17 protein-coding genes and 2 pseudogenes are annotated in these 20119 nt (G+C 72.5%); 11 read left to right on the top strand and 8 right to left on the bottom strand.

All coding sequences use genetic code 11. From position 1 onward, the window contains the following. The first annotated feature begins 25 nt into the window (after window positions 1-25). Entirely contained in the window at window positions 26-586 is a 561-nt protein-coding gene (locus JL475_RS23245) for a DUF6629 family protein (protein ID WP_202279769.1), read from the top strand. Between the two features lie 67 nt (window positions 587-653). After that, window positions 654-1631, top strand: coding sequence for a pyridoxal-phosphate dependent enzyme (locus tag JL475_RS23240; protein ID WP_202279768.1), 978 nt, complete (start codon window positions 654-656; stop codon window positions 1629-1631). Between the two features lie 31 nt (window positions 1632-1662). On the opposite strand, the gene JL475_RS23235 is transcribed toward JL475_RS23240, so the two are convergent. From JL475_RS23235 to rhaI, 6 genes are all read right to left on the bottom strand, one after another. Beyond that, entirely contained in the window at window positions 1663-2301 is a 639-nt protein-coding gene (locus JL475_RS23235) for an LUD domain-containing protein (RefSeq protein ID WP_202279767.1), read from the bottom strand. Further along, window positions 2298-3794 (bottom strand): LutB/LldF family L-lactate oxidation iron-sulfur protein, encoded by a 1497-nt coding sequence (locus tag JL475_RS23230; protein ID WP_202279766.1) that lies wholly within the window; start codon window positions 3792-3794, stop codon window positions 2298-2300. Before JL475_RS23230 ends, JL475_RS23235 begins: the two co-directional genes overlap by 4 nt. Beyond that, a complete protein-coding gene (locus JL475_RS23225) occupies window positions 3791-4546 on the bottom strand; it encodes a (Fe-S)-binding protein (RefSeq protein WP_202279765.1) in 756 nt (251 codons plus the stop codon). Before JL475_RS23225 ends, JL475_RS23230 begins: the two co-directional genes overlap by 4 nt. A 73-nt stretch (window positions 4547-4619) precedes the next feature. Continuing rightward, window positions 4620-6071 carry a rhamnulokinase family protein gene (locus tag JL475_RS23220; RefSeq protein ID WP_202279764.1) on the bottom strand — a complete coding sequence of 484 codons (1452 nt, stop codon included), beginning with the start codon at window positions 6069-6071 and terminating at the stop codon, window positions 4620-4622. After that, a complete protein-coding gene (locus JL475_RS23215; protein ID WP_202279763.1) occupies window positions 6068-8107 on the bottom strand; it encodes a bifunctional aldolase/short-chain dehydrogenase in 2040 nt (679 codons plus the stop codon). The genes JL475_RS23220 and JL475_RS23215 overlap by 4 nt, the downstream gene beginning before the upstream one ends. A gap of 142 nt (window positions 8108-8249) precedes the next feature. Then, entirely contained in the window at window positions 8250-9410 is a 1161-nt protein-coding gene (gene rhaI, locus JL475_RS23210; protein WP_202279762.1) for an L-rhamnose isomerase, read from the bottom strand. A 439-nt stretch (window positions 9411-9849) separates the two neighbouring features. Here rhaI and JL475_RS23205 point away from each other — a divergent pair, with 439 nt between their 5' ends. From JL475_RS23205 to JL475_RS23175, 7 genes and pseudogenes are all read left to right on the top strand, one after another. Continuing rightward, a complete protein-coding gene (locus tag JL475_RS23205) occupies window positions 9850-11049 on the top strand; it encodes an RNA-guided endonuclease TnpB family protein (protein ID WP_202279761.1) in 1200 nt (399 codons plus the stop codon). A gap of 28 nt (window positions 11050-11077) precedes the next feature. Next, window positions 11078-11197 (top strand): annotated as a pseudogene (locus tag JL475_RS41255) (sugar ABC transporter ATP-binding protein); the annotation flags it as partial. A 194-nt stretch (window positions 11198-11391) separates the two neighbouring features. Then, window positions 11392-12417 carry a LacI family DNA-binding transcriptional regulator gene (locus JL475_RS23195; protein ID WP_202279759.1) on the top strand — a complete coding sequence of 342 codons (1026 nt, stop codon included), beginning with the start codon at window positions 11392-11394 and terminating at the stop codon, window positions 12415-12417. Between the two features lie 111 nt (window positions 12418-12528). Then, window positions 12529-13830 carry an alpha/beta fold hydrolase gene (locus tag JL475_RS23190; RefSeq protein WP_202279758.1) on the top strand — a complete coding sequence of 434 codons (1302 nt, stop codon included), beginning with the start codon at window positions 12529-12531 and terminating at the stop codon, window positions 13828-13830. Window positions 13831-13907: 77 nt separating this feature from the next. Further along, entirely contained in the window at window positions 13908-14651 is a 744-nt protein-coding gene (locus JL475_RS23185; protein WP_202279757.1) for a PIG-L deacetylase family protein, read from the top strand. An 11-nt stretch (window positions 14652-14662) separates the two neighbouring features. Beyond that, a complete protein-coding gene (locus JL475_RS23180; RefSeq protein ID WP_202279756.1) occupies window positions 14663-15628 on the top strand; it encodes a sigma-70 family RNA polymerase sigma factor in 966 nt (321 codons plus the stop codon). A 43-nt stretch (window positions 15629-15671) separates the two neighbouring features. Next, window positions 15672-16502, top strand: a complete 831-nt coding sequence (locus JL475_RS23175; protein ID WP_237408040.1) for a pentapeptide repeat-containing protein — start codon at window positions 15672-15674, stop codon at window positions 16500-16502. Here JL475_RS23175 and JL475_RS23170 read toward each other — a convergent pair. Then, window positions 16464-17999 carry a cytochrome P450 gene (locus JL475_RS23170; protein ID WP_202279754.1) on the bottom strand — a complete coding sequence of 512 codons (1536 nt, stop codon included), beginning with the start codon at window positions 17997-17999 and terminating at the stop codon, window positions 16464-16466. The two genes, JL475_RS23175 and JL475_RS23170, sit on opposite strands and share 39 nt — an antisense overlap. Before the next feature lie 187 nt (window positions 18000-18186). On the opposite strand from JL475_RS23170, the gene JL475_RS23165 reads away from it, so the two are divergent. Together JL475_RS23165 and JL475_RS23160 are read left to right on the top strand one after the other, a co-directional pair. Beyond that, window positions 18187-18801 (top strand): TetR/AcrR family transcriptional regulator, encoded by a 615-nt coding sequence (locus JL475_RS23165; protein WP_202279753.1) that lies wholly within the window; start codon window positions 18187-18189, stop codon window positions 18799-18801. Between the two features lie 99 nt (window positions 18802-18900). Next, window positions 18901-19629, top strand: a complete 729-nt coding sequence (locus tag JL475_RS23160) for a DUF2470 domain-containing protein (RefSeq protein ID WP_202279752.1) — start codon at window positions 18901-18903, stop codon at window positions 19627-19629. Between the two features lie 27 nt (window positions 19630-19656). Here JL475_RS23160 and JL475_RS23155 read toward each other — a convergent pair. Beyond that, window positions 19657-20119: pseudogene (locus JL475_RS23155) on the bottom strand (hypothetical protein); the annotation flags it as partial.

Genomic DNA, 20119 nt, shown 5'->3' with positions numbered 1-20119 from the left:
CGGCGGGTGACGCGAGGGCGGAGCGATGTGCTGGAGTGCGGAGGCCGACCTCGTGGCGGGCGTCGGTGTCGCGGCGGTCGGTGCGGCCTGTGTGGCGCGGGCGGACCGCGGCCGTGACCTTCCGCTGGCCGCGCTGCTCTGGGCCGTCGTCGCCCTGCCGCTCCTGGCGCTCTGGGTACCGGTGGGCGTGTGGTGCGCCGCCCCGCGTCCCGCGCGGCGCGCACTGATCGTGCCGCTGGCCGCCGGTGCCGTGACGGCGCCGGCCTTCGGGTACGTACTCGCCACGCGCCCGGTGCGGGCGGAGATCCGCGGGCACACCATCGGATACGTCCTGGACCTGCCGCACGCTCCACCGGCGGCCGTGGGCTACCTGGTGGCCACGGTCGGCGCGCTGCTGCTGTCCGGCGACCGCGGCCTGCGGATGCTGGGCGCCCTGGCCGCCGCGGGCGCGCTCGTCTGCTGGACCCTGTGGCGGCTGGAGTTCGTCTCGACCTGGTGCGCGTTCGCCGCCCTGTGCTCGCTGGCCCTCTTCGGCTGGGTACGCGGACGCCGCCCGGCACGGGACGGCCCGGGTGGGACCCGGTGAAGCCCACCGCGCTCCGCCCCCTGCCCGCCCCCTACCGGTCGACGGCGACGGGACCTAGGGTCACTCAATGACGACCACCACCCCGCCGGTGACCCTCGACGACGTCCGTGCCGCCGCCGAGCGGCTCGAAGGTGTCGCCCACCGCACGCCGGTCCTGCGCTCCCGCACCCTGGACGCGCTCGTCGGTGCCGAGGTCCATCTGAAGTGCGAGAACTTCCAGCGGGTGGGCGCCTTCAAGTTCCGCGGCGCCTACAACGCGGCCTCCCGCCTCACCCCCGAGCAGCTGTCCCGGGGCATCGCCGCCTACTCCTCGGGCAACCACGCCCAGGCCGTGGCCCTGGCCGCCCGGGAACTCGGCACCACCGCCGTCATCGTCATGCCCGAGGACGCCCCGCCCTCGAAGAGGGCGGCCACCGAGGCGTACGGTGCTCGGATCGTCACGTACGACCGGTACACCGGCGACCGTGTCGCCGTCGCCGAGGCCCTGGCCGCGGAACGCGGCCTGGCGATCGTCCCGCCCTACGACCATCCGCACGTCATCGCGGGACAGGGCACGGCTGCGCTCGAACTCCTCGAAGAAGTGGGGGAGTTGGATGTGCTGCTCGCGCCGGTCGGTGGTGGCGGGCTGATCGCCGGAAGCGCCACCGCGGTCAAGGGCCTGTACCCCGGGGCGCGGGTGATCGGCGTGGAGCCGGAGGCGGGGGACGACACCAAGCGATCCCTGGAGGCGGGACACCGCGTGAGCGTCCCGGTACCGCGCACCATCGCCGACGGCCAGGCGCTGCGCACACCGGGTGAACTGACGTTCTCCGTCAACCGGCGGCTCCTCGACGGAATCGTCCTGGTCGGCGACGACGAGATCAGGGACGCCATGCGGTTCGCCTTCGAGCGGCTGAAGATCGTCCTCGAGCCGAGCGGCGCCACCCCGCTGGCCGCCCTGCTCACCGGCCGCGCGGGCCCCCTCCCGCACCGGGTCGGCCTGATCCTCTCCGGCGGCAACGTCGACACCGCACGCTTCGCCCGGCTCTGCGGCCCTCACGACTGACCCCGGTCGCCCGCGGCGTGCCGCACCGGCCTCACTCGACCAGGACGACCTCCAGGGTGCGCGGGCCGTGGACGCCCTCCACCCGGTCGAGTTCGATGTCGCTGGTCGCCGACGGGCCGGAGATCCAGGTGAGCGGGCGGGCCGGGTCGAGGCGTTCGAGGGCGTACGGGACGGAGGGGACGACCTGGGCGGCGCGGACGACGCAGACGTGGTGGTCGGGGACGAGGGTGATACGGCGGCGGCCCTGGTCGGGCGAGCCGTCCAGCACGATCGTGCCGGTCTCGGCGACGGCGACGGCGCAGGCGGTGACCACGCTGTCGACCCGGTCCAGTTCGTGCGGGGTGCTCTCCGCCCGGTCCACGACCCGCGTCACGCCGGTCCGCGCGAGCCAGGCCTCGTCCAGCCCCGGCGGGACGAGTACCGACGACGCGCCGCGCGCGGACAGGAGTCCGGCGACGACCCCGGCCAGACCAGCGGCGTCGGTGCGGTGCACGATCGCCCGGTAGTCGGCCAGGTTCTCGGCGAGGAGGTCCATCGTCTCCGCGACGGTCCGCCGCCCGTGCTCGCGCAGATACTCCCGGGCGACCGCCTGCTCGTACGGGGTGTCGTCCTTCGGTACGGCCGCGAGGGCGCGTCGCACCCGGCCCAGGATGCGTTCCCTGCTGCTCATTCGGCGGCTCCCTTCACGTCGTTCCCGCCCCGCGTGCGCTGCCACCAGTCCCGGAACGGCTCGGCGGGGACCGGTGGAAGGTCCCGTGTCCCGCTCCACGCCCGGCCGGGGCCCGGCAGAGTGCGCGGGTGGAGACGGCGGGTGCGGGAGGCGAAACGCTGGCCGGTGCGCAGCACACCCGGATACGTGAACGCCCAGCGCGCCGCGCGCATCGCCGCACGCTCGGCGGCGTGCCCCTTCGCGGGCCTGAGCACCACCTTGTTGCCGCCCCGGGTGACCTCGCCGCCCTCCACGACCCGTTCCCGCAGATGCACCAGCACCTCGGGGATGTCGATGGCGACCGGGCACACCTCGTAGCAGGCCCCGCACAGCGACGAGGCGTACGGCAGGGACGCGTCGATCTCGCTCGCCGTGCCCCGCAGTTGAGGGCTGAGGATGGCGCCGATCGGGCCCGGATAGACGGAGCCGTAGGCGTGGCCGCCGGCCCGCTCGTAGACCGGGCAGACGTTGAGGCAGGCCGAGCAGCGGATGCAGCGCAGGGCCTGGCGGCCGACCTCGTCGGCGAGGGTGTCGGTGCGGCCGTTGTCCAGCAGCACGAGGTGGAAGGCGCGCGGACCGTCCGTGTCGGTGGTGCCGGTCCACATGGACGTGTACGGGTTCATCCGCTCGGCGGTGGAGGAGCGGGGCAGGGTCTGCAGGAACACCTCCAGGTCCCGCCAGGTCGGCACGACCTTCTCGATGCCGACGACCGAGATCAGCGTCTCGGGCAGGGTCAGGCACATCCGTCCGTTGCCCTCGGACTCCACCACCACCAGCGTGCCGGTCTCGGCGACCATGAAGTTGGCGCCGGAGACGCCGACCTTGGCGCGCAGGAACTTCTCCCGCAGGTGCAGCCGCGCGGCTTCGGCGAGTTCGGCGGGCGTGTCGGTGAGGCCCTCGGGCGCCGGGCGGCCCCAGCCGCCCATCTCACGGGCGAAGACGTCCCGGATCTCACCGCGGTTGCGGTGGATCGCCGGGACGAGGATGTGCGAGGGCCGGTCCCTGCCCAACTGCACGATCAGCTCGGCCAGATCGGTCTCGTAGGCGCGGATGCCCGCGGCCTCGAGGGCCTCGTTGAGCTCGATCTCCTGCGTGGCCATCGACTTGACCTTGACGACCTCCGACTCGCCCGTCTCCTTGACGAGTCCGGTCACGATCCGGTTGGCCTCCTCCGCGTCGGAAGCCCAGTGGACGGTGCCGCCCGCGGCGGTCACCGACTCCTCCAACCGCACCAGGTAGTGGTCGAGGTGACGGAGCGTACGATCCTTGATCCGCTTGCCGGCCTCCCGCAGCTCCGCCCAGTCGGACACCTCCGCGACGGCCTTGGCCCGCTTGGCGCGGATGGTGTGCGTGGCGTGCCGGAGATTGCCGCGCAGGGTGGTGTCGCGCACGGCCTCCCGGGCGGCGCTCGGAAACGCGGGAAATGCAGGCATCCCGACGAACGTTCCACTCATACGGCCGGTTCCTCCTCCGTGCTCGCCAGGATCTCCGCGAGGTGCACCGGCCGCACACCGGTGCGCAGTCTGGTCATCGTCCCCCCGATGTGCATCAGGCAGGAGTTGTCCGCGGCGCACAGCACCTCGGCGCCCGTCGACTCGGCGTTGCGCACCTTGTCGGCGCCCATCGCCGCGGAGACGTCGGGGTTCTTCAGCGCGAACGTGCCGCCGAAGCCGCAGCACTCCTCCGCTCCCGGCAGCTCGACCAGCTCCAGCCCCCGCACGGCCTCCAGGAGGCGCCGGGGCCGCTCGCCGAGCCCCAGGGAGCGCAGCCCGTGGCAGGTGGGGTGATAGGTCACCGTGTGCGGGTAGTACGCGCCGACATCCGTCACACCCAGCACGTCCACCAGGAACTCAGTGAGTTCGTACGTCTTCGGCACCACGGGCGCCAGCGCGGCCGCGAGGGCGTCCCCGCGCCCCTGGGCGCGGGCCCGCTCACCCATCCGCGGATACAGCTCCCGCACCATCGCCCCGCACGACCCGGACGGCGTCACGATCGCCTCGTAGTCCCGGAAGACGTCGGCGAAGTGCTCGGCGAGGGGTTCCGCCTCGTGCCGGTACCCGGTGTTGTAGTGCGCCTGCCCGCAGCAGGTCTGCGCCAGCGGGAAGTCGACCTCGACGCCCAGCCCGGTCAGCAGTTTCACGACGGCGCGCCCGGTGTCCGGATACAGCGTGTCGTTGACGCAGGTCAGGAACAGGGCGACACGCATCGCGGCTCCTTGTGGATCGATCATCGGGTGGATGCAGGGTAGTGCGCGGGCGCCGCGCGGGGGAGACCCCCGGTCAGCCCCGGGCGAGCCGGGCGCGAGCGGCCTCCCACCGCCGCGTTCCGCCGCGCGGTTCGTACCGCGTCAGCAACTGGGTCCGGGTGAGCAGGCGCCGCATCCCGGCCAGGTCGCCGGCCGGTCCGCGCACACCGGCCTGGACGAGGACGTTGCCCAGCGCGGCCGCCTCGGTCGGGCCGGCCACCACCGGCAGCCCGCAGGCGTCGGCGGTCAGCTGGCACAGCAGGGCGTTGCGGGTCCCGCCGCCCACGATGTGCACGACGTCGACCGACCGCCCGGCGAGCCGCTGGGCGTCCTCGACCGCGCCGCGGTGCGCGAGGGCGAGCGAGTCGAGGATGCACCGGGTGATCTCCGCGGGGGAGCCGGGCACCGGCTGCCCCGAGACACGGCACGCCTCGGCGATCCGCTCCGGCATCCGTCCCGGCGCCAGGAACGCCGCGTCCCCCGCGTCCACCACGGACCGCAGCGCCGGCACCTTCGCCGCCTCCAGGAGCAGCGCCCCCAGGTCCGGATCGCCCCAGGCCCGTACGCACTCCTGGAGCAGCCACAGGCCCATGATGTTGCGCAGGTACCGGACGGTGCCGTCCAGCCCCAGCTCGTTGGTGAAGTTGGCGGCGCGGCTCTCCTCGGTCAGGACCGGGGCGTCCAGTTCGAGACCGGCCAGCGACCAGGTACCCGTGCAGATGTAGGCGAACCGCTCACCGGCGGCGGGCACGGCGGCCACCGCGGAGGCGGTGTCGTGCGAGCCGACCGCCGTCACCGGGACGGGGCCGGCCAGCCCGGTCTCCTCCAGTACCTCGGGCTGCAACTCTCCTGCGGGATCACCGGGTCGACGCAGCGGCGCGAACAGGGAGAGATCGATGCCCAGCCGCTCCGCGAGCGCGTGGGACCAGTCGCGGGTGCGCGAGTCGATCAGCTGCGTGGTCGAGGCATTGGTCAGCTCCGTGCCCTGCTCACCGGTGAGCCAGTACGTCAGCAGGTCCGGGATCAGCAACAGCCGTCCGGCCTGTGCCAGTTGGGCCGTGCCGCGGGCCGCCGTCAGCTGGTACAGGGTGTTGAACGGCGCGTACTGCAGACCGGTCGCCGCGTACAGCTCCTCGGCGGGCACGCTCGCCCACACCTTCTCCGCGACTCCCTCCGTACGGCGGTCGCGGTAGTGCACCGGGTTGCCCAGCAGCGCCCCGTCCGCGTCGAGCAGGCCGTAGTCCACGGCCCAGCCGTCGATGCCGACGGACACCGGCCCGTCGCCCGCCGCCCGCAGCCCGTCCAGCACTCCGGCGTACAGCCCGAGGATGTCCCAGCGCAGCCCCTCGGGCACGCGCACGGGCCGGTTGGGGAAGCGGTGGACCTCGGTCAGCTCCAGGCTGTCGGGGCCGACGCGGCCGACCATGACACGCCCGCTGGACGCGCCGAGGTCGACCGCCGCGTACGGCCGCACGGCGGCGCTCACCGCAGGAACGCGGCGGCGACGCCGGCGTCGACCGGGACGTGCAGGCCCGTGGTGTGCGTGAGGTCCCCGCCGGTCAACGCGAAGACGGCGGCCGCGACATGCTCGGGCAGCACCTCCCGCTTCAGCAGCGTGCGCTGTGCGTAGAACTCGCCCAACTTCTCCTCGGGCACCCCGTACACGGCCGCCCGCCGCGCGCCCCAGCCACCGGCGAAGATGCCCGAGCCGCGCACCACACCGTCCGGGTTGACCCCGTTGACGCGGATGCCGTGCTCGCCCAACTCGGCCGCGAGGAGCCGCACCTGATGGGCCTGGTCGGCCTTGGTCGCCGAATAGGCGATGTTGTCCGGACCGGCGAACACGGCGTTCTTGGACACGATGTAGACGATGTCACCGCCCTGCCCCTGCGCGATCATCACCCGGGCCGCCTCACGGGAGACGAGGAAGGAACCGCGGGCCATGATGTCGTGCTGGAGGTCCCAGTCCTTCGCGGACGTCTCCAGCAGCGGCTTGGAGAGGGAGATCCCGGCGTTGTTCACCACCAGGTCGACTCCGCCGAAGACGAGCACCGCCGTCCGGAAGGCCTCGGCGATCTGCTCCTCCGACGTGACATCGACGGTCACGGCGACGGCCTTGTCGGATCCGCCCAACTCCTCAGCCACCGCAGCCGCGTTGTCCCCGTTCAGGTCCGCCACGACGACACAGGCGCCCTCGGCCGCCAGCCGCCGCGCGATCGCCTTCCCGATGCCGCTGCCGGCGCCGGTCACCAGCGCCACTCGGGCGGCGAGCGGCTTCGGCTTCAGCAACCGCCGCAACTTGGCCTCCTCCAGGGCCCAGTACTCGATGCGGAACTTCTCCGACTCCTCGATCGGCGCGTAGGCGGAGACCGCCTCGGCGCCGCGCATCACGTTGATCGCGTTGACGTAGAACTCGCCGGCCACGCGCGCGGTCTGCTTGTCCTTGCCGAAGCTGAACATGCCCACGCCGGGGACCAGCACGATCGCCGGGTCGGCCCCGCGCATGGCGGGGGAGTCGGGCAGGGCGTGGCGCTCGTAGTAGGCGGCGTACTCATCGCGGTAGGCGGCGTGCAGTTCCGCCAGCCGGGCCACGGCCTCGTCCAGGGGGGCCGCCGGGGGCAGATCGAGGACGAGCGGCCGGACCTTGGTGCGCAGGAAGTGGTCGGGACAGGAGGTGCCCAGCGCGGCCAGCCGCGGGTGCTCGGCACGGGCCAGGAAGTCCAGTACGGTCCCGGAGTCGTCGAAGTGCCCGACCTGCGGCCGGTCCTGCGAGGCGACGGCACGGACGTACGGCGCGAGGGCGGCGGCCCGCTCCCGCCGCTCACCCTCGGGCAGGGCCTCGTACCCTTCGAGCACCGGCCCGAACGGCTCCGGCCGGCCGCGCTCGGCGAGGAACTTCTCGGCGGTGCGGATGATGTGCAGCGAGTTCCGCTCGCACTCCTCGGAGGAGTCGCCCCACGCGGTGATGCCATGGCCCCCGAGCACACACCCGAAGGCCTGCGGGTTGGCCTCCTTCACGGCGGCGATGTCCAGCCCGAGCTGGAAACCGGGCCGCCGCCACGGCACCCATACGACGGTGTCGCCGAAGCACTCGGCGGTCAGCTTCTCCCCGTCGGCGGCGCAGGCGAGCGCGATCCCGGAGTCGGGATGCAGATGGTCCACGTGCGGGGCCCTCACCAGTCCGTGCATCGCGGTGTCGATGGAGGGAGCCGCACCGCCCTTGCCGTGCAGGCAGTAGTCGAACGCGGCGACCATCTCGTCCTCGCGTTCGACCCCGGGGTAGACGTCGGTGAGCGCCCGCAGCCGGTCCAGCCGCAGCACGGCCAGCCCTTCCGCGGTCAGCGTCCCGAGATCCCCGCCGGACCCCTTGACCCACATCAGCTCCACCTCACCCCCGGTGACGGGATCGGTCCCCGTGCCCTTGGCGGAGGTGTTCCCGCCGGCGTAGTTGGTGTTCCGCGGATCGGCACCGAGCCGATGCGAACGGGCGAGGAGGGCGACGGCTTCGGGACGGTTTGCCATATCTGTTCCAGTTCTCATGTCAAGAGGGTGAGGGAAAGCGCCCCTTCAGGGGCGCGGGGCTGTGTCGATGTGCGGCTGTCGCCGCGTGGGCGCGACCAGCCACACGGCCCGCAGCCCGCAATGCACAGAACCAGGCAGACGCCTACGCCCCCCACCCCGCCTGCTCCCCACCGACCCGCTCGGCGACGATCCTCTCGGCCCACCCGGACCGGCGATAGGCGGAAACAGGATCGGGGTCCAACCCCATCTCCTCCCGCACCTCACGAAGCAGCGGCCGCACATCCGTGTTGTACGCGTCCATCAACACGGCGTTGGCGCCGAGCACATCGCCGGATGCCTGCGCATCGGCCAACGCCGACCGGTCGACGAGGAGAGCCTTCGCCGTGGCCTCCTGGACGTTCATGACGGAACGGATGATCGCCGGGATCTTCGCCTCGATGTTGTGGCACTGGTCGAGCATGAACGCGGTCCCGGGCGTGAACCCGCCCCCGCGCACGACCTCGTACATGATCCGGAACAGCTGGAAGGGGTCGGCGGCGCCCGCCATCAGGTCGTCGTCGGCGTAGAAGCGCGAGTTGAAGTCGAATCCGCCGAGCTTCCGCTCCCGCAGCAGCGTCGCGACGATGAACTCGATGTTGGTCCCGGGCGCGTGGTGCCCCGTGTCCACCACGACCTGTGCCTTCGGCCCGAGCTTCAGGCAGTGCGCGTACGCGGTGCCCCAGTCCGGGACGTCCGTGGTGTAGAACGCCGGCTCGAAGAACTTGTACTCCAGCAGCATCCGCTGGCCCTCGCCGAGCCGCTCGTAGACCTCCGCGAGTCCCTCGGCGAGCCGGTCCTGCCGGGCCCGGATGTCGTCCTGGCCCGGGTAGTTCGTACCGTCGGCGAACCACAGCTTCAGGTCCTTCGACCCGGTCGCGTCCATGATGTCGACGCACTCCAGCAGATGGTCCACGGCCTTGCGGCGCACCGACGCCCGCGGATGGCAGATGCTGCCGAGCCGGTAGTCGTCGTCCTGGAAGGTGTTGGAGTTGATCGTGCCGAGCCGCACACCGCGGTCCTCGGCGTGCTCGGCCAGTGCGGTGTAGTCGTCGGCCCTGTCCCACGGGATGTGCAGCGCCACCAAGGGCGCGACCCCCGTGAACTCGTGCACTTTGGCCGCGTCGTCCAGCTTCTCCTGCGGGGTGCGGGGCACGCCCTGCTGCGCGAACACCTTGAAGCGGGTTCCCGAGTTGCCGTACGCCCACGACGGCGTCTCGACGGCCTGTGTCTTGAGAGCGGCCTTCGCCGCGGCGAGCTCGGTCACGTCAGGGCTCCTGTGACATCGGGTCGTATCGACCACTGAGTGAAACGATTCAGGACGGGAAGCTATGGCGCCCCCGAAGGGGTGTCAACCTCTTCGGGCAAGGCCGTGATCCGTGACCAGGGCGTGACTTGAAGCTGTCGAAACTTTTTCGACCGGGACCCATTGACGTGACATGCGCCGCGCGCCTAACGTCCCGGCAACCCGGTTGAAACATTTCACGACGTCGCCAGGGCCGTCCCGACGACGTCGTCGAGGAGCCCTCATCGGGTTCCTCCATGGGTACTGCGCCCTTCAGGGCGGAGTGAGGGTGCTCCCTCTTGCGGGGGAGAAACGGATCCCCGCGGAGCAGGGCAAGGAGCCGGGATCCACCCCCAGGGCGGATGCCGGTCCTCTGATCCGCGGGTTTGGCCTTGAACCGCAGTGACGCTAGTTTGTGAGCATGACCACGAAGTGCGTGAAGCGGGCCTTCAAGTACCGCTTCCATCCGACCGACGCGCAGGCAGCCGAGCTGTCGCGCACGTTCGGATGCGTGCGCAAGGTCTACAACCTCGCCCTCGCCGCCCGTACCGAGGCGTGGGCGCGGCAGGAGCGGATCAACTACAACGCCACCTCGGCGATGCTGACCGCGTGGAAGAAGACCGAGGAACTCGCCTACCTCAACGACGTGTCCTCCGTGCCGCTGCAGCAGAGCCTGCGCCACCTGCAGGCGGCGTTCACCCATTTCTTCGGCAAGCGGGCGAAGTACCCGCGGTTCAAGTCGCGGAAGAATTCGCGGAAGTCGGCGGAGTACACCACCAGTGGTTTCCGCTTCCGTGACGGGGAGTTGACGCTGGCGAAAATGACCGGGTCGCTGGACATCGTGTGGTCGCGCCCGCTCCCCGAGGGGGCGACGCCGTCCACGGTGACCGTGTCGCAGGACGCGGCCGGGCGCTGGTTCGTGTCGCTGCTGTGTGAGGACCCGGAAGTGAAACCGCTGCCAGCCACGGATGCGGCGGTCGGCATCGACGTGGGCCTCGACCACCTGCTGACCCTGTCCACCGGCGAGAAGATCGCCAACCCGAGGCACGAGCGCCGCGACCGTACCCGGCTCGCCCGTGCCCAGCGGAACCTCGCGAAAAAGGCCGAGGGCGACGGAGCCAACCGGCGCAAGGCCCGGATCAAGGTCGCGAAGATCTACGTCCGGATCACCGACCGCAGGCGGGACAACCTGCACAAGCTGACCACTCGACTCGTTCGTGAAAACCAAACGATCGTGATCGAGGACCTGACCGTGCGTAACATGATCAGGAATCACACGCTCGCCCGAGCCATCTCGGACGCGAGCTGGAGCGAGTTCCGCTCCATGCTGGAGTACAAGGCGGCCTGGTACGGGCGGGAAGTGATCGCGGTCGACCGCTTCTTCCCCTCCTCCAAGCTGTGCTCCGCCTGCGGCGCCCTCGCGGAGAGGATGCCGCTGCACGTCCGCACCTGGACGTGCGACGGCTGCGGCACGGTCCACGACCGGGACGTGAACGCGGCGGAGAACCTTCTGGCGGCCGGGCTGGCCGTGTCGGTCTGTGGAGCCGGTGTAAGACCTCAACGGAGTTTTCCGGGCGGGCGGTCGGCGGTGAAGCAGAAAACCCCACGGCGCGAGCCGTGAGAATCCCCCTCGTTCACGAGGGGGAGAAGTCAACAAGACGCTCGTCGGAGTGCACCGGCCGGACGCCGGCCAGGTGCTGCTCGACGGCGAGCCTGTCGTCTACCCCGGTCCGGGCGACGCCCGCGACGCCGGAATCGCCGTGATCTACGTACCAGGAGAAGTCCAGAGGCAGGACACCCTCGGCTCTGCACGTCGCCGACTTCCGGCTGCCCGCCTGACCTCCTCCTGATCCCCGCCCGCCCGCAACCGCTCCCGGGGCGGCCGTGCCGGTAATGTGAAGTCCCACCCGCCGCCCTGTGAAGTCCCACCCGCCGCCCACGTTTCCTCGGAGGTTTCCGCCCGATGGCCCAGTCGGTGGGTATCAAGGACGTCGCCCGAGTCGCCGGAGTCTCCGTCGGCACGGTCTCCAACGTGATCAACCGCCCGGACACGGTCGCCGTCGAGACCCGGGCACGGGTGCTGTCCGCCATAGACCGGCTGGGCTACGTCCGCAGCGAGTCGGCGCGGCAACTGCGTGCGGGCCGCAGCCGGATCATGGGCCTGCTCGTCCTCGACATGGGCAACCCCTTCTTCGTCGACGTGGCGCGCGGCGCCGAGCGCGCCGCGCGTGCGGCCGGACTCGGCGTGATGGTCTGCAACAGCGACCAGAACGCGAGCGAGGAGGCCGAGTACCTCTCCCTGTTCGCCGAGCAGCGGGTGCGGGGCGTGCTGCTCACCCCGGCCGACGCCACCGGCCGCAACATCGAGGCCTTCCGCCGGCACGGCATCCCCTTCGTGCTGGTCGACCGGGTCGCCGAGGGCACCACCGAGTGCTCCGTCTCCGTGGACGACGTGGCGGGCGGCGCGCTGGCCGTGCGCCACCTCGTCGACGCGGGACACCGGTCCCTCGCCTACGTCAGCGGGCCGCCCGGCCTGAACCAGGTCCGGGACCGGCGCACCGGCGCCCTGAACGCCCTCGCCGAGGCCGGACTCGGCCCGGAGAGACTGCGCGAGCTGCCCACCGACCGCCTCGACGTCGCCGCCGGACGGGACGCGGGCGCCCGGCTGCTCGGCCTCGCCGACCGCCCCACCGCCGTGTTCTGCGCCAACGACCTGCTCGCCCTCGGCGTGCTCCAGGCCATGTACGCGGCCGGCGTCGGCGTCCCGGACGACCTGGCGATCGTGGGCTACGACGACATCGAGTTCGCCGCCGCCGCGGCCGTCCCCCTCACCTCGGTACGGCAGCCCGCCGCCACCATGGGCGCCCTGGCGGCGCAGCTGCTGCTGGAGGAGACGGAGACCGGGACCTCGGCCGCACCCCACGAGCACCGGAGGGTCGTCCTGCGCCCGGAACTCGTGGTCCGGCGGTCCAGCCTGTCGGCGCGTTGACCGCTGCACGGAAAGACGCGAAAAGGATCGAGTGATCCCGGGTTCGAAGGCCGGACGAACATGTGTTGAACTGGGTCGCGATCCGACAATTCGTTCGTCCCGGGAGTCCCGTTGACCGTCAGCTACCGCCAGCCCGGCGTCGTCCTCACCGACCGCCGCTTCACCGTGCCCCTCGATCACGACGCCCCCTCCGGGGAGACGATCGAGCTGTACGCGCGTGAGGCCGTCGCCGCGGACAAGGCGGGCCGGGACCTGCCGTGGCTGATCTACCTCCAGGGCGGCCCCGGCTTCGGGGCGAACCGTTTCATCGGGCAGCAGGCCTGGCTCGGCCGGGCCCTGAAGGACTACCGCGTCCTGCTGCTCGACCAGCGCGGCACCGGCCGCTCGACCCCCGCCAACCGGCAGACGCTCCCGCTGCGCGGCGGCCCCGCCGAGCAGGCCGACTACCTGGCCCGTTTCCGCGCCGACTCCATCGTCCGCGACTGCGAGGCGATCCGCCCCGAGGTCACCGGCGGCGCCCCCTGGACCGTCCTCGGCCAGAGCTTCGGCGGCTTCTGCACGGTCGCCTACCTGTCCACCGCCCCCGAGGGCCTCGCCACCGCCGTGATCACCGGCGGCCTGCCCTCCCTGGACGCCCGCCCCGAGGACGTCTACCGGGCCGCCTACCCGCGCATCGAGCGCAAGGTCGCCGGCCATTACGCCCGCTACCCGCAGGACGTCGAGCGCGCCCGCCGGATCGCCGACCACCTCCTCACCCACGAGGTCGTCCTCCCCAACGGCTACCGGCTCACCGTCGAGGCCTTCCAGTCCCTCGGCATCCTCCTCGGCAGCGGCGACGGCAGCCACCGGCTGCACTACCTCCTGGAGGACGCCTTCGTCCGCACCCCGGCGGGCCCCGCGCTCTCCGACGCGTTCCAGGAGCAGGTGCAGGGCCTGCTGTCGTACGCGGGGCACCCGCTGTACGCGCTCGTCCACGAGTCGATCTACGGCCAGGACGGCCGGGCCACCGCCTGGTCGGCCGAGCGGGTGCGGACCGAGTTCCCGCAGTTCGACGCGGCGAAGGCGCTCGCGGGCGACGGGCCGCTGCTGTTCACCGGCGAGACCGTCCACCCCTGGGTGTTCGACTGCGACCCCGCGCTGCGCCCGCTGCGCGAGACCGCCGAACTGCTCGCCGCCCGCACCGGCTGGACGCCGCTGTACGACCCGGCCCGCCTCGCCGTCAACGAGGTCCCGGTCGCGGCGGCCGTCTATCACGACGACATGTACGTCGACACGGACCATTCCCTGCGCACCGCGCGGGCGATCCGCGGCCTGCGCACCTGGGTCACCGACGAGTTCGAGCACGACGGCGTGCGCGCGGGCGGCCCCCGCGTACTGGACCGGCTGCTGGCGCTGGCCCGGGGCGAGGTGTGAGCGCGGGGTGAGGCGCGCCCCCGGTGCTCCGCGCGGGCCCCGGGGGTGAGGTCAGTGGTACGGGTTAGTCTGCGGGCATGACCGAGGTGACGTTCACTCAACTCGAGCCCATGCCCGACGACTGGCAGCGCGCGCTGGCCGTGGTCGCCCACCCCGACGACCTCGAGTACGGCTGCGCCGCCGCGATCGCGACCTGGACCGACGCCGGCCGTGAGGTCGCCTATGTGCTGGCGACCCGCGGCGAGGCGGGCATCGACACCCTGGAGCCCGCCGAGGCCGGCCCGATCCGGGAGCGGGAGCAGCGGGCGAGCGCGGCCGTGGTCGGAGTGTCGACCGTGGAGTTCCTGGACCACCGGGACGGCGTCATCGAGTACGGCACCGCCCTGCGCCGGGACGTCGCCGCCGCCATTCGCCGCCACCGCCCCGAACTGGTGATCACCCTGAACCACCGGGAGACCTGGGGCGAGACGTTCTGGAACACCCCGGACCACGTGGCGGTCGGTCGTGCGGTGCTCGACGCGGCCGGAGACGCCGGCAACCGGTGGATCTTCCCGGAACTGACCGAGCAGGGCCTCGAACCCTGGAACGGTGTCCGCTGGGTCGCCGTGGCAGGCTCCAGCATGCCCACCCACGCCGTGGACGCGGCCGCCGGCCGGGAGCGGGCGGTGCGTTCCCTGCTCGAACACCGCACCTACCTCGAGGAGTTGACCGACGAGGATCCCGAGGCGTATGTACGCGGCTTCCTGACGGGGGACGCCCGGGAGTCGGGCAAGCGGTTCGGGGGCCGGCCGGCGGTCACCTTCGAACTGTTCCCCCGGTGACGGGTGGCGGCATGGACGACGGAGACGCCGGGAGCGGGACGGCCGAGACGGGCGAGACGGACGGGAAGGACGGGAAGGGCACGTCGGCCCCGGACGCGCTGGCCGGGCGCTTCGAGGCGCACCGCGGACACCTCAAGGCGGTCGCCTACCGGATGCTCGGCTCGCAGACCGAGGCGGACGACGCGGTCCAGGAGACCTGGCTGAGGCTGAGCCGGACGGAGGACGCCGCCGCCATCGGCAACCTCGGCGGCTGGCTGACCACCGTGACCGGCCGGATCTGCCTGGACCTGCTGCGGTCCCGCACCGCCCGCCGCGAGCAGCCCATCGACGAGACATTCGTCCCGGACCCGGTGGTCAGGCCCTTCGCACCGACCGACCCGGAACAGGAGGTACTGCGGGCCGACTCCGTCGGTGTGGCCCTGCTGGTGGTGCTCGAGTACCTGGAACCCGACGAACGCCTCGCGTTCGTGCTGCACGACATGTTCGCCGTGCCCTTCGACGACATCGCCCCGGTGGTGGAGCGCAGTCCGGCCGCCACCCGGCAGCTCGCCAGCCGCGCCCGCCGCCGGGTGCGGGACGCCGCCCCGTCGTCCGAGCCCGACCTCGGGCGGCAGAAGCAGGTGCTCGACGCCTTCATGGCTGCGGCGCGCGGCGGTGACTTCGAGGAGCTCGTCGCCGTCCTGCACCCGGAGGTGACCCTCAGGGCGGACGCGGGCACCCTGGTCCGCGGCGCCGCGGGGTCGAAGGCCCTCCGGGGCGCGCGGACGGTGGCCGAGTCGGCGCTGATGTTCGCCCGGCACACCGCGGCGGCGCGTCAGGTCATGGTCAACGACTCGCTGGGCCTCATCAGCGTCGTCGACGGCATACCCCGGTCGGTCATGGCCGTCACCATCACCGACGGTCGCATCACCGGCATGTACATCCTGGCCGACCCGGAGCGGCTCGACCGACTGGAGGTGCCCGGTCTCGGAGGGTGAGCGCCGCACCGGCGCCGGTCTCCCGTTCCGTATGCTGAACGGCATGCCAGAGGAGAAGACCGGCCTGCCGGACCTGCGCGGCGACTGCGGGGAGTGTTTCGGGCTGTGCTGTGTCGCTCTGCCGTTCACCGCGTCCGCCGACTTCGCGGTGGACAAGCAGGCCGGCAGGCCCTGCCGGAACCTGCGGGCGGACCACCGCTGCGGCATCCACGCGCGGCTGCGGCAGGAGGGGTTCAGCGGCTGCACGGTCTACGACTGCTTCGGCGCCGGGCAGAAGGTCTCGCAGACCACCTTCGGCGGACAGGACTGGCGCACCGGGCCGCCGGAGCGGGCCCGCCGCATGTTCGACGTGTTCCCGGTCGTCCGGCAGCTGCACGAGCTGCTCTGGTACCTGACCGAGGCGCTCACCCTGCCCGCGGCGCGTCCGGTCCACGCCGAGCTGCGCCGGGCGCTGGAGAAGACCGAGCGGCTCACCCGCGGGACCCCTGACGAGCTGGGCGCGCTGGACGTGGGCGCCCACCGGCAGGACGTCAACGTGCTGCTGCTGAGGGCGAGCGAACTGGCGCGGGCCGGGGCGCGCGGGCGAAGGAAGGACCGCCGGGGCGCGGATCTGATGGGTGCCCGTCTCCAGGGGGCCGATCTGCGCGGGGTCAGTCTGCGGGGCGCCTACCTCATCGCCGCCGACCTCACCGGCGCCGACCTGCGGGGCGCGGACCTGATCGGCGCCGACCTGCGCGACACCGACCTCACGGACGCCGATCTGACCGGGGCGTTCTTCCTCACCCAGCCCCAGCTGAACGCGGCCCGGGGGAGCGCCGGCACCAGACTGCCCGGGTCACTCACCCGTCCCGCGCACTGGACGGCGGTGCGCTGACGGCGCGTCGGCGGGTCCGGGCGTCCCGGACGCGCCGGCCGCTCCGGCCGGCCGCGTCGTCCGCCGCTCCGGGCGCAGCCGCAGTCCCTCCGGCATCAGCGTGAGCCGCTCGGTCACGCGCAGCCGGTAGTCCGGATCGGGCCGCAGCTCGTAGCGGCGCAGCAGCAGTCCGAGCACCAGCGTCGCCTCGTGCAGCGCGAACTGCCGCCCGATGCAGGCCCGCGCCCCCGTGCCGAACGGCTTGAAGGTGTGCGGGGGCCGGGACCGTACGGCCGGTGCGTCGAACCGGTCCGGGTCGAACCGCTCGGCGTCGGGTCCCCACACCCCGGGGTCCCGGTGCAGCATCGGGGTCAGCACCAGCGTCCACGCTCCCTGCCGCATCGGGTGCTCCCCGGCCAGCACCGTGTCCGCGCGGGCCTCCCGGGCGAAGGCGGGCGCGGTGGGCCACAGCCGCAGCGACTCGTCGAGCACCCGGCGGACGTACCGCAGTCTGGCCACCTGCTCGTAGCCCGGCGCGGCCGCGGAGTCCCAGACACGGTCCACCTCGGCGCGGGCACGGGCCGCGACGTCGGGGTGCCGGGAGAGATGGTGCAGGGCGAAGGAGAGGGCGCCCGAGGTGGTCTCGTGACCGGCGATCAGGAAGGTGATGACCTGACGGCGGACGTTCTCGGGCGACAGCCGCTCGCCGGACTCGGGGTGCGCGGTGTCCAGCATCAGGTCGAGCAGGTCGCCCTCCCCGCCGCCGTCGGCGCGCCGGGTCCGCACCACGTCGTCGACGATGCGGTGGAGGCGGGCGATGTCGGCGGCGTTGCGCCGGTTCGCGCTCCGCAGCAGCAGCGGGGCCAGCGGGGTGGGCACGGAGTTCCGCCGCTGCGCGTAGGCGAGCGTGCCGACCATCGAGGTGACGAAGGGGTGCGGACGGGACCGTTCGAACGAACCGAAGTCGTGTCCGAACCCGGTGCGTGCGATCGTCTCCAGCGTCAACTTGGTCATGTCGCCGGGCACGTCCACGGTCCGGCCCGCACCGGCGGCGCGGTCCCAGTGGTCGGTCAGCCGCTCCGCCACGGCCAGCATCATCGTGTGATAGCGCGCCATGGCCTCGCGGTTGAACCCGGGAGCGAGGACGTCATGGGCGAGCTGCCAGTTGGGTTCGTGGTTGTACGCGGTGAACAGGCCGTCGCCCGCGACCGGCCGCAGATTGGCCACGCCCAGCCCCACGTGCTTGGCGAAGCGCGTCTCGTCGGCCAGATCGGCCACCAGGTCCGCGCCCCACACGAACACGAACTCCTTGCCGAAGGCGTTCCGCCGGAAGATCGGTCCCAGTCGGCGGGCGTGGCGCATCGAGTCCTGCACAGGAGTGCGCCGGTTCGAGCCGAGGACGTCCCCGAGGAGGGGGACCCGGTGGGGAGGGCGGGGGATGCGGTGCAGTTCGGGCCAGCCCCGCTCGGCGCTGCGAAACCCCTTCGGCAGTCCGGTCGGTGTCGTCGTTTCCGCCATGCGGTCTCCTTCGATCCGGCGAGCGCCTGCGGCGTGGCGCGACGCGACGCGTCGCTTCGTCCGGGGGACGGTGCGGTGCGCCGGGAAGTGCGTGAAATGCGGGAAGTGCGAGACGTGTTGTACGCGGATTCAATAGGGCGTCCCAGTCTGGTCCGGCGGTTGAACCGGCGTCAAGTAAGGTGCGGGGATGGCCGCGAACGAGGGCGAGGGCGGGCGCACGCGCCGCCGGCTCAGTACCGAGGAGCGTCGTGAGCAGCTTCTGTCGGTCGGGGCGCGGCTGTTCTCGGAGAGTCCGTACGACGACGTGTGGATCGAGCAGGTGGCCGAGATCGCCGGGGTCTCGCGCGGGCTGCTGTACCACTACTTCCCCACCAAGCGGGACTTCTTCGCGGCGGTCGTCGAGCGCGAGAGCGAGCGGATGCTGCGCATGACGGCGGCGGTGCCCGGCGCCCCGGTGCGCGGGCAGCTCGCCTCGGGACTCGACGCGTACCTGGAGTACGTCCAGGAGCACGCGCACGGCTACCGGGCCTTCCACCGTGCCGACGCGGCGGGGGACCGGACGGTGCGTCGGGTCTACCGCCGCGCTCTGGCCGCGCAGGAGCGGCAGATCCTTCAGGCGCTGGCGGGGGACCCCGAGTTCGGTCCGCTGCTGAGAGGGCGGCCGGACACGCGTCTGGCCGTGCGCGGCTGGCTGGCCTTCACCACGGCGGTGTGCCTGGAGTGGCTGCGCGGCTCCGAGCTGAGCCGCGAGGAGGTGCGCGATCTGTGTGCCCGCGCGCTGCTCGGTGTCCTCACGTTCTGAGAAGGTGCTGAAGGAGCTCGCACAGGTCACGCCGCCCGGTTGGCGTGCGCCTCGATCTTCGCTAGGTTAGGCAAGGCTTACCTAATAGGAGGTTCGAGGATGGGTGACGACACGCACGTCTGGACGGCCGAGCCCGGCGCGGCGGAACGGGCCCGCTCCGTGCTCGCCGCCGCATGGTCCTGCGCGGTGACCGCGGGGGGCTTCCGGGAGGAGTTCGTCGGTGCGCACGGGGTGGGCGACGACGGCCGAGTCCTGCTGGAGGTTCCCGAGGAGAGCGCGCTGCTCACCGCCGCGATCTGCGCGCCCCGCGGCGAACCGTCCGCCGTGCTGGAGTTCGCCGACGTCGCGCCCGTCCCGGTGCGGAAGAGGATCCGTGCCAGGCTGTGGCTCGCGGGCCGGTTCACCGCCGAGGACGGCCGGATCGCCTTCCGGGCCACGCGTGTGGTGCTGCGGCAGGCGTCCGGAGCCGTCGTCGTCGACCCGGACGAGTTCGCCGCGGCACGCCCCGACCCGCTCGCCACCGCCGAGGCCCGGCTGCTGACCCACCTCGCCGACTGCCACGGCGACGCGGTCGCACGGCTCACCCGTCTGGTCGACCCGGGCAGCCTGCACGGCGCGGTCCGCGTGCAGCCGCTCGCCGTCGACCGGCACGGACTCACGCTGCGCGTCGAACGCGTCCGCACCGGCGGCGACGTACGGCTGCCGTTCCACCGGCCCGCCGACGACCTCGGCCAGCTCACCGAGCGTATGCGGGTACTCCTCTCTCAGGCGAGCGCGGTGTCCTGCCCCCGTCCGCTGCAACGACAGCGCCCCGACGGGGACGGCTGAGGAGGGTCCCCGGCCCGGCGCCCGCGCCTACCAGTCGCCGTCCTCGACCGGCTTGCCCTGCGCGTCGCCGAGCGGTTTCACCTGATGCGGCGACGGGGGCTGCCAGGGCTCGTGGTCGTCCCCGAGCCAGTCGCCGACCGGTTTCACGGACTGGAGCGCCTCGGTCGGCTCGAGGTCCCGCGCGTCCTGGTCGTAGTAGTCGAACCAGGGCAGCCCCGCCCGGGTGTAGGCGGCCCGGTCCACCGGGGACGGCGGCGGCGCCTCACCCGTGATGCTCCGCCACTGAGGAGGCGTCACCAGATGGACGAACACCCGGCCCGCGGGCCGCTCGGACCAGTCCGTCAGCGGCCGGTCGTCCCGGTAGACCTCCTGCCGCATCGAACCGCCGACACCGAGCCCCATGGCCGCGGCGGCCCGGGGCGCGCCGCCGAACGCCGCGGGTGCCGCGCCCGGCGCGGGCGGCGCCCGGTCCCACCGCCACCGGATCACC

The organism is Streptomyces sp. M2CJ-2, assembly GCF_016757295.1.
In the GTDB taxonomy this organism is placed as follows: Bacteria; Actinomycetota; Actinomycetes; order Streptomycetales; family Streptomycetaceae; genus Streptomyces.
The sequence above is the reverse complement of the archived record's forward strand: the minus strand, read 5'-3'. Positions and strand labels throughout refer to the sequence as shown.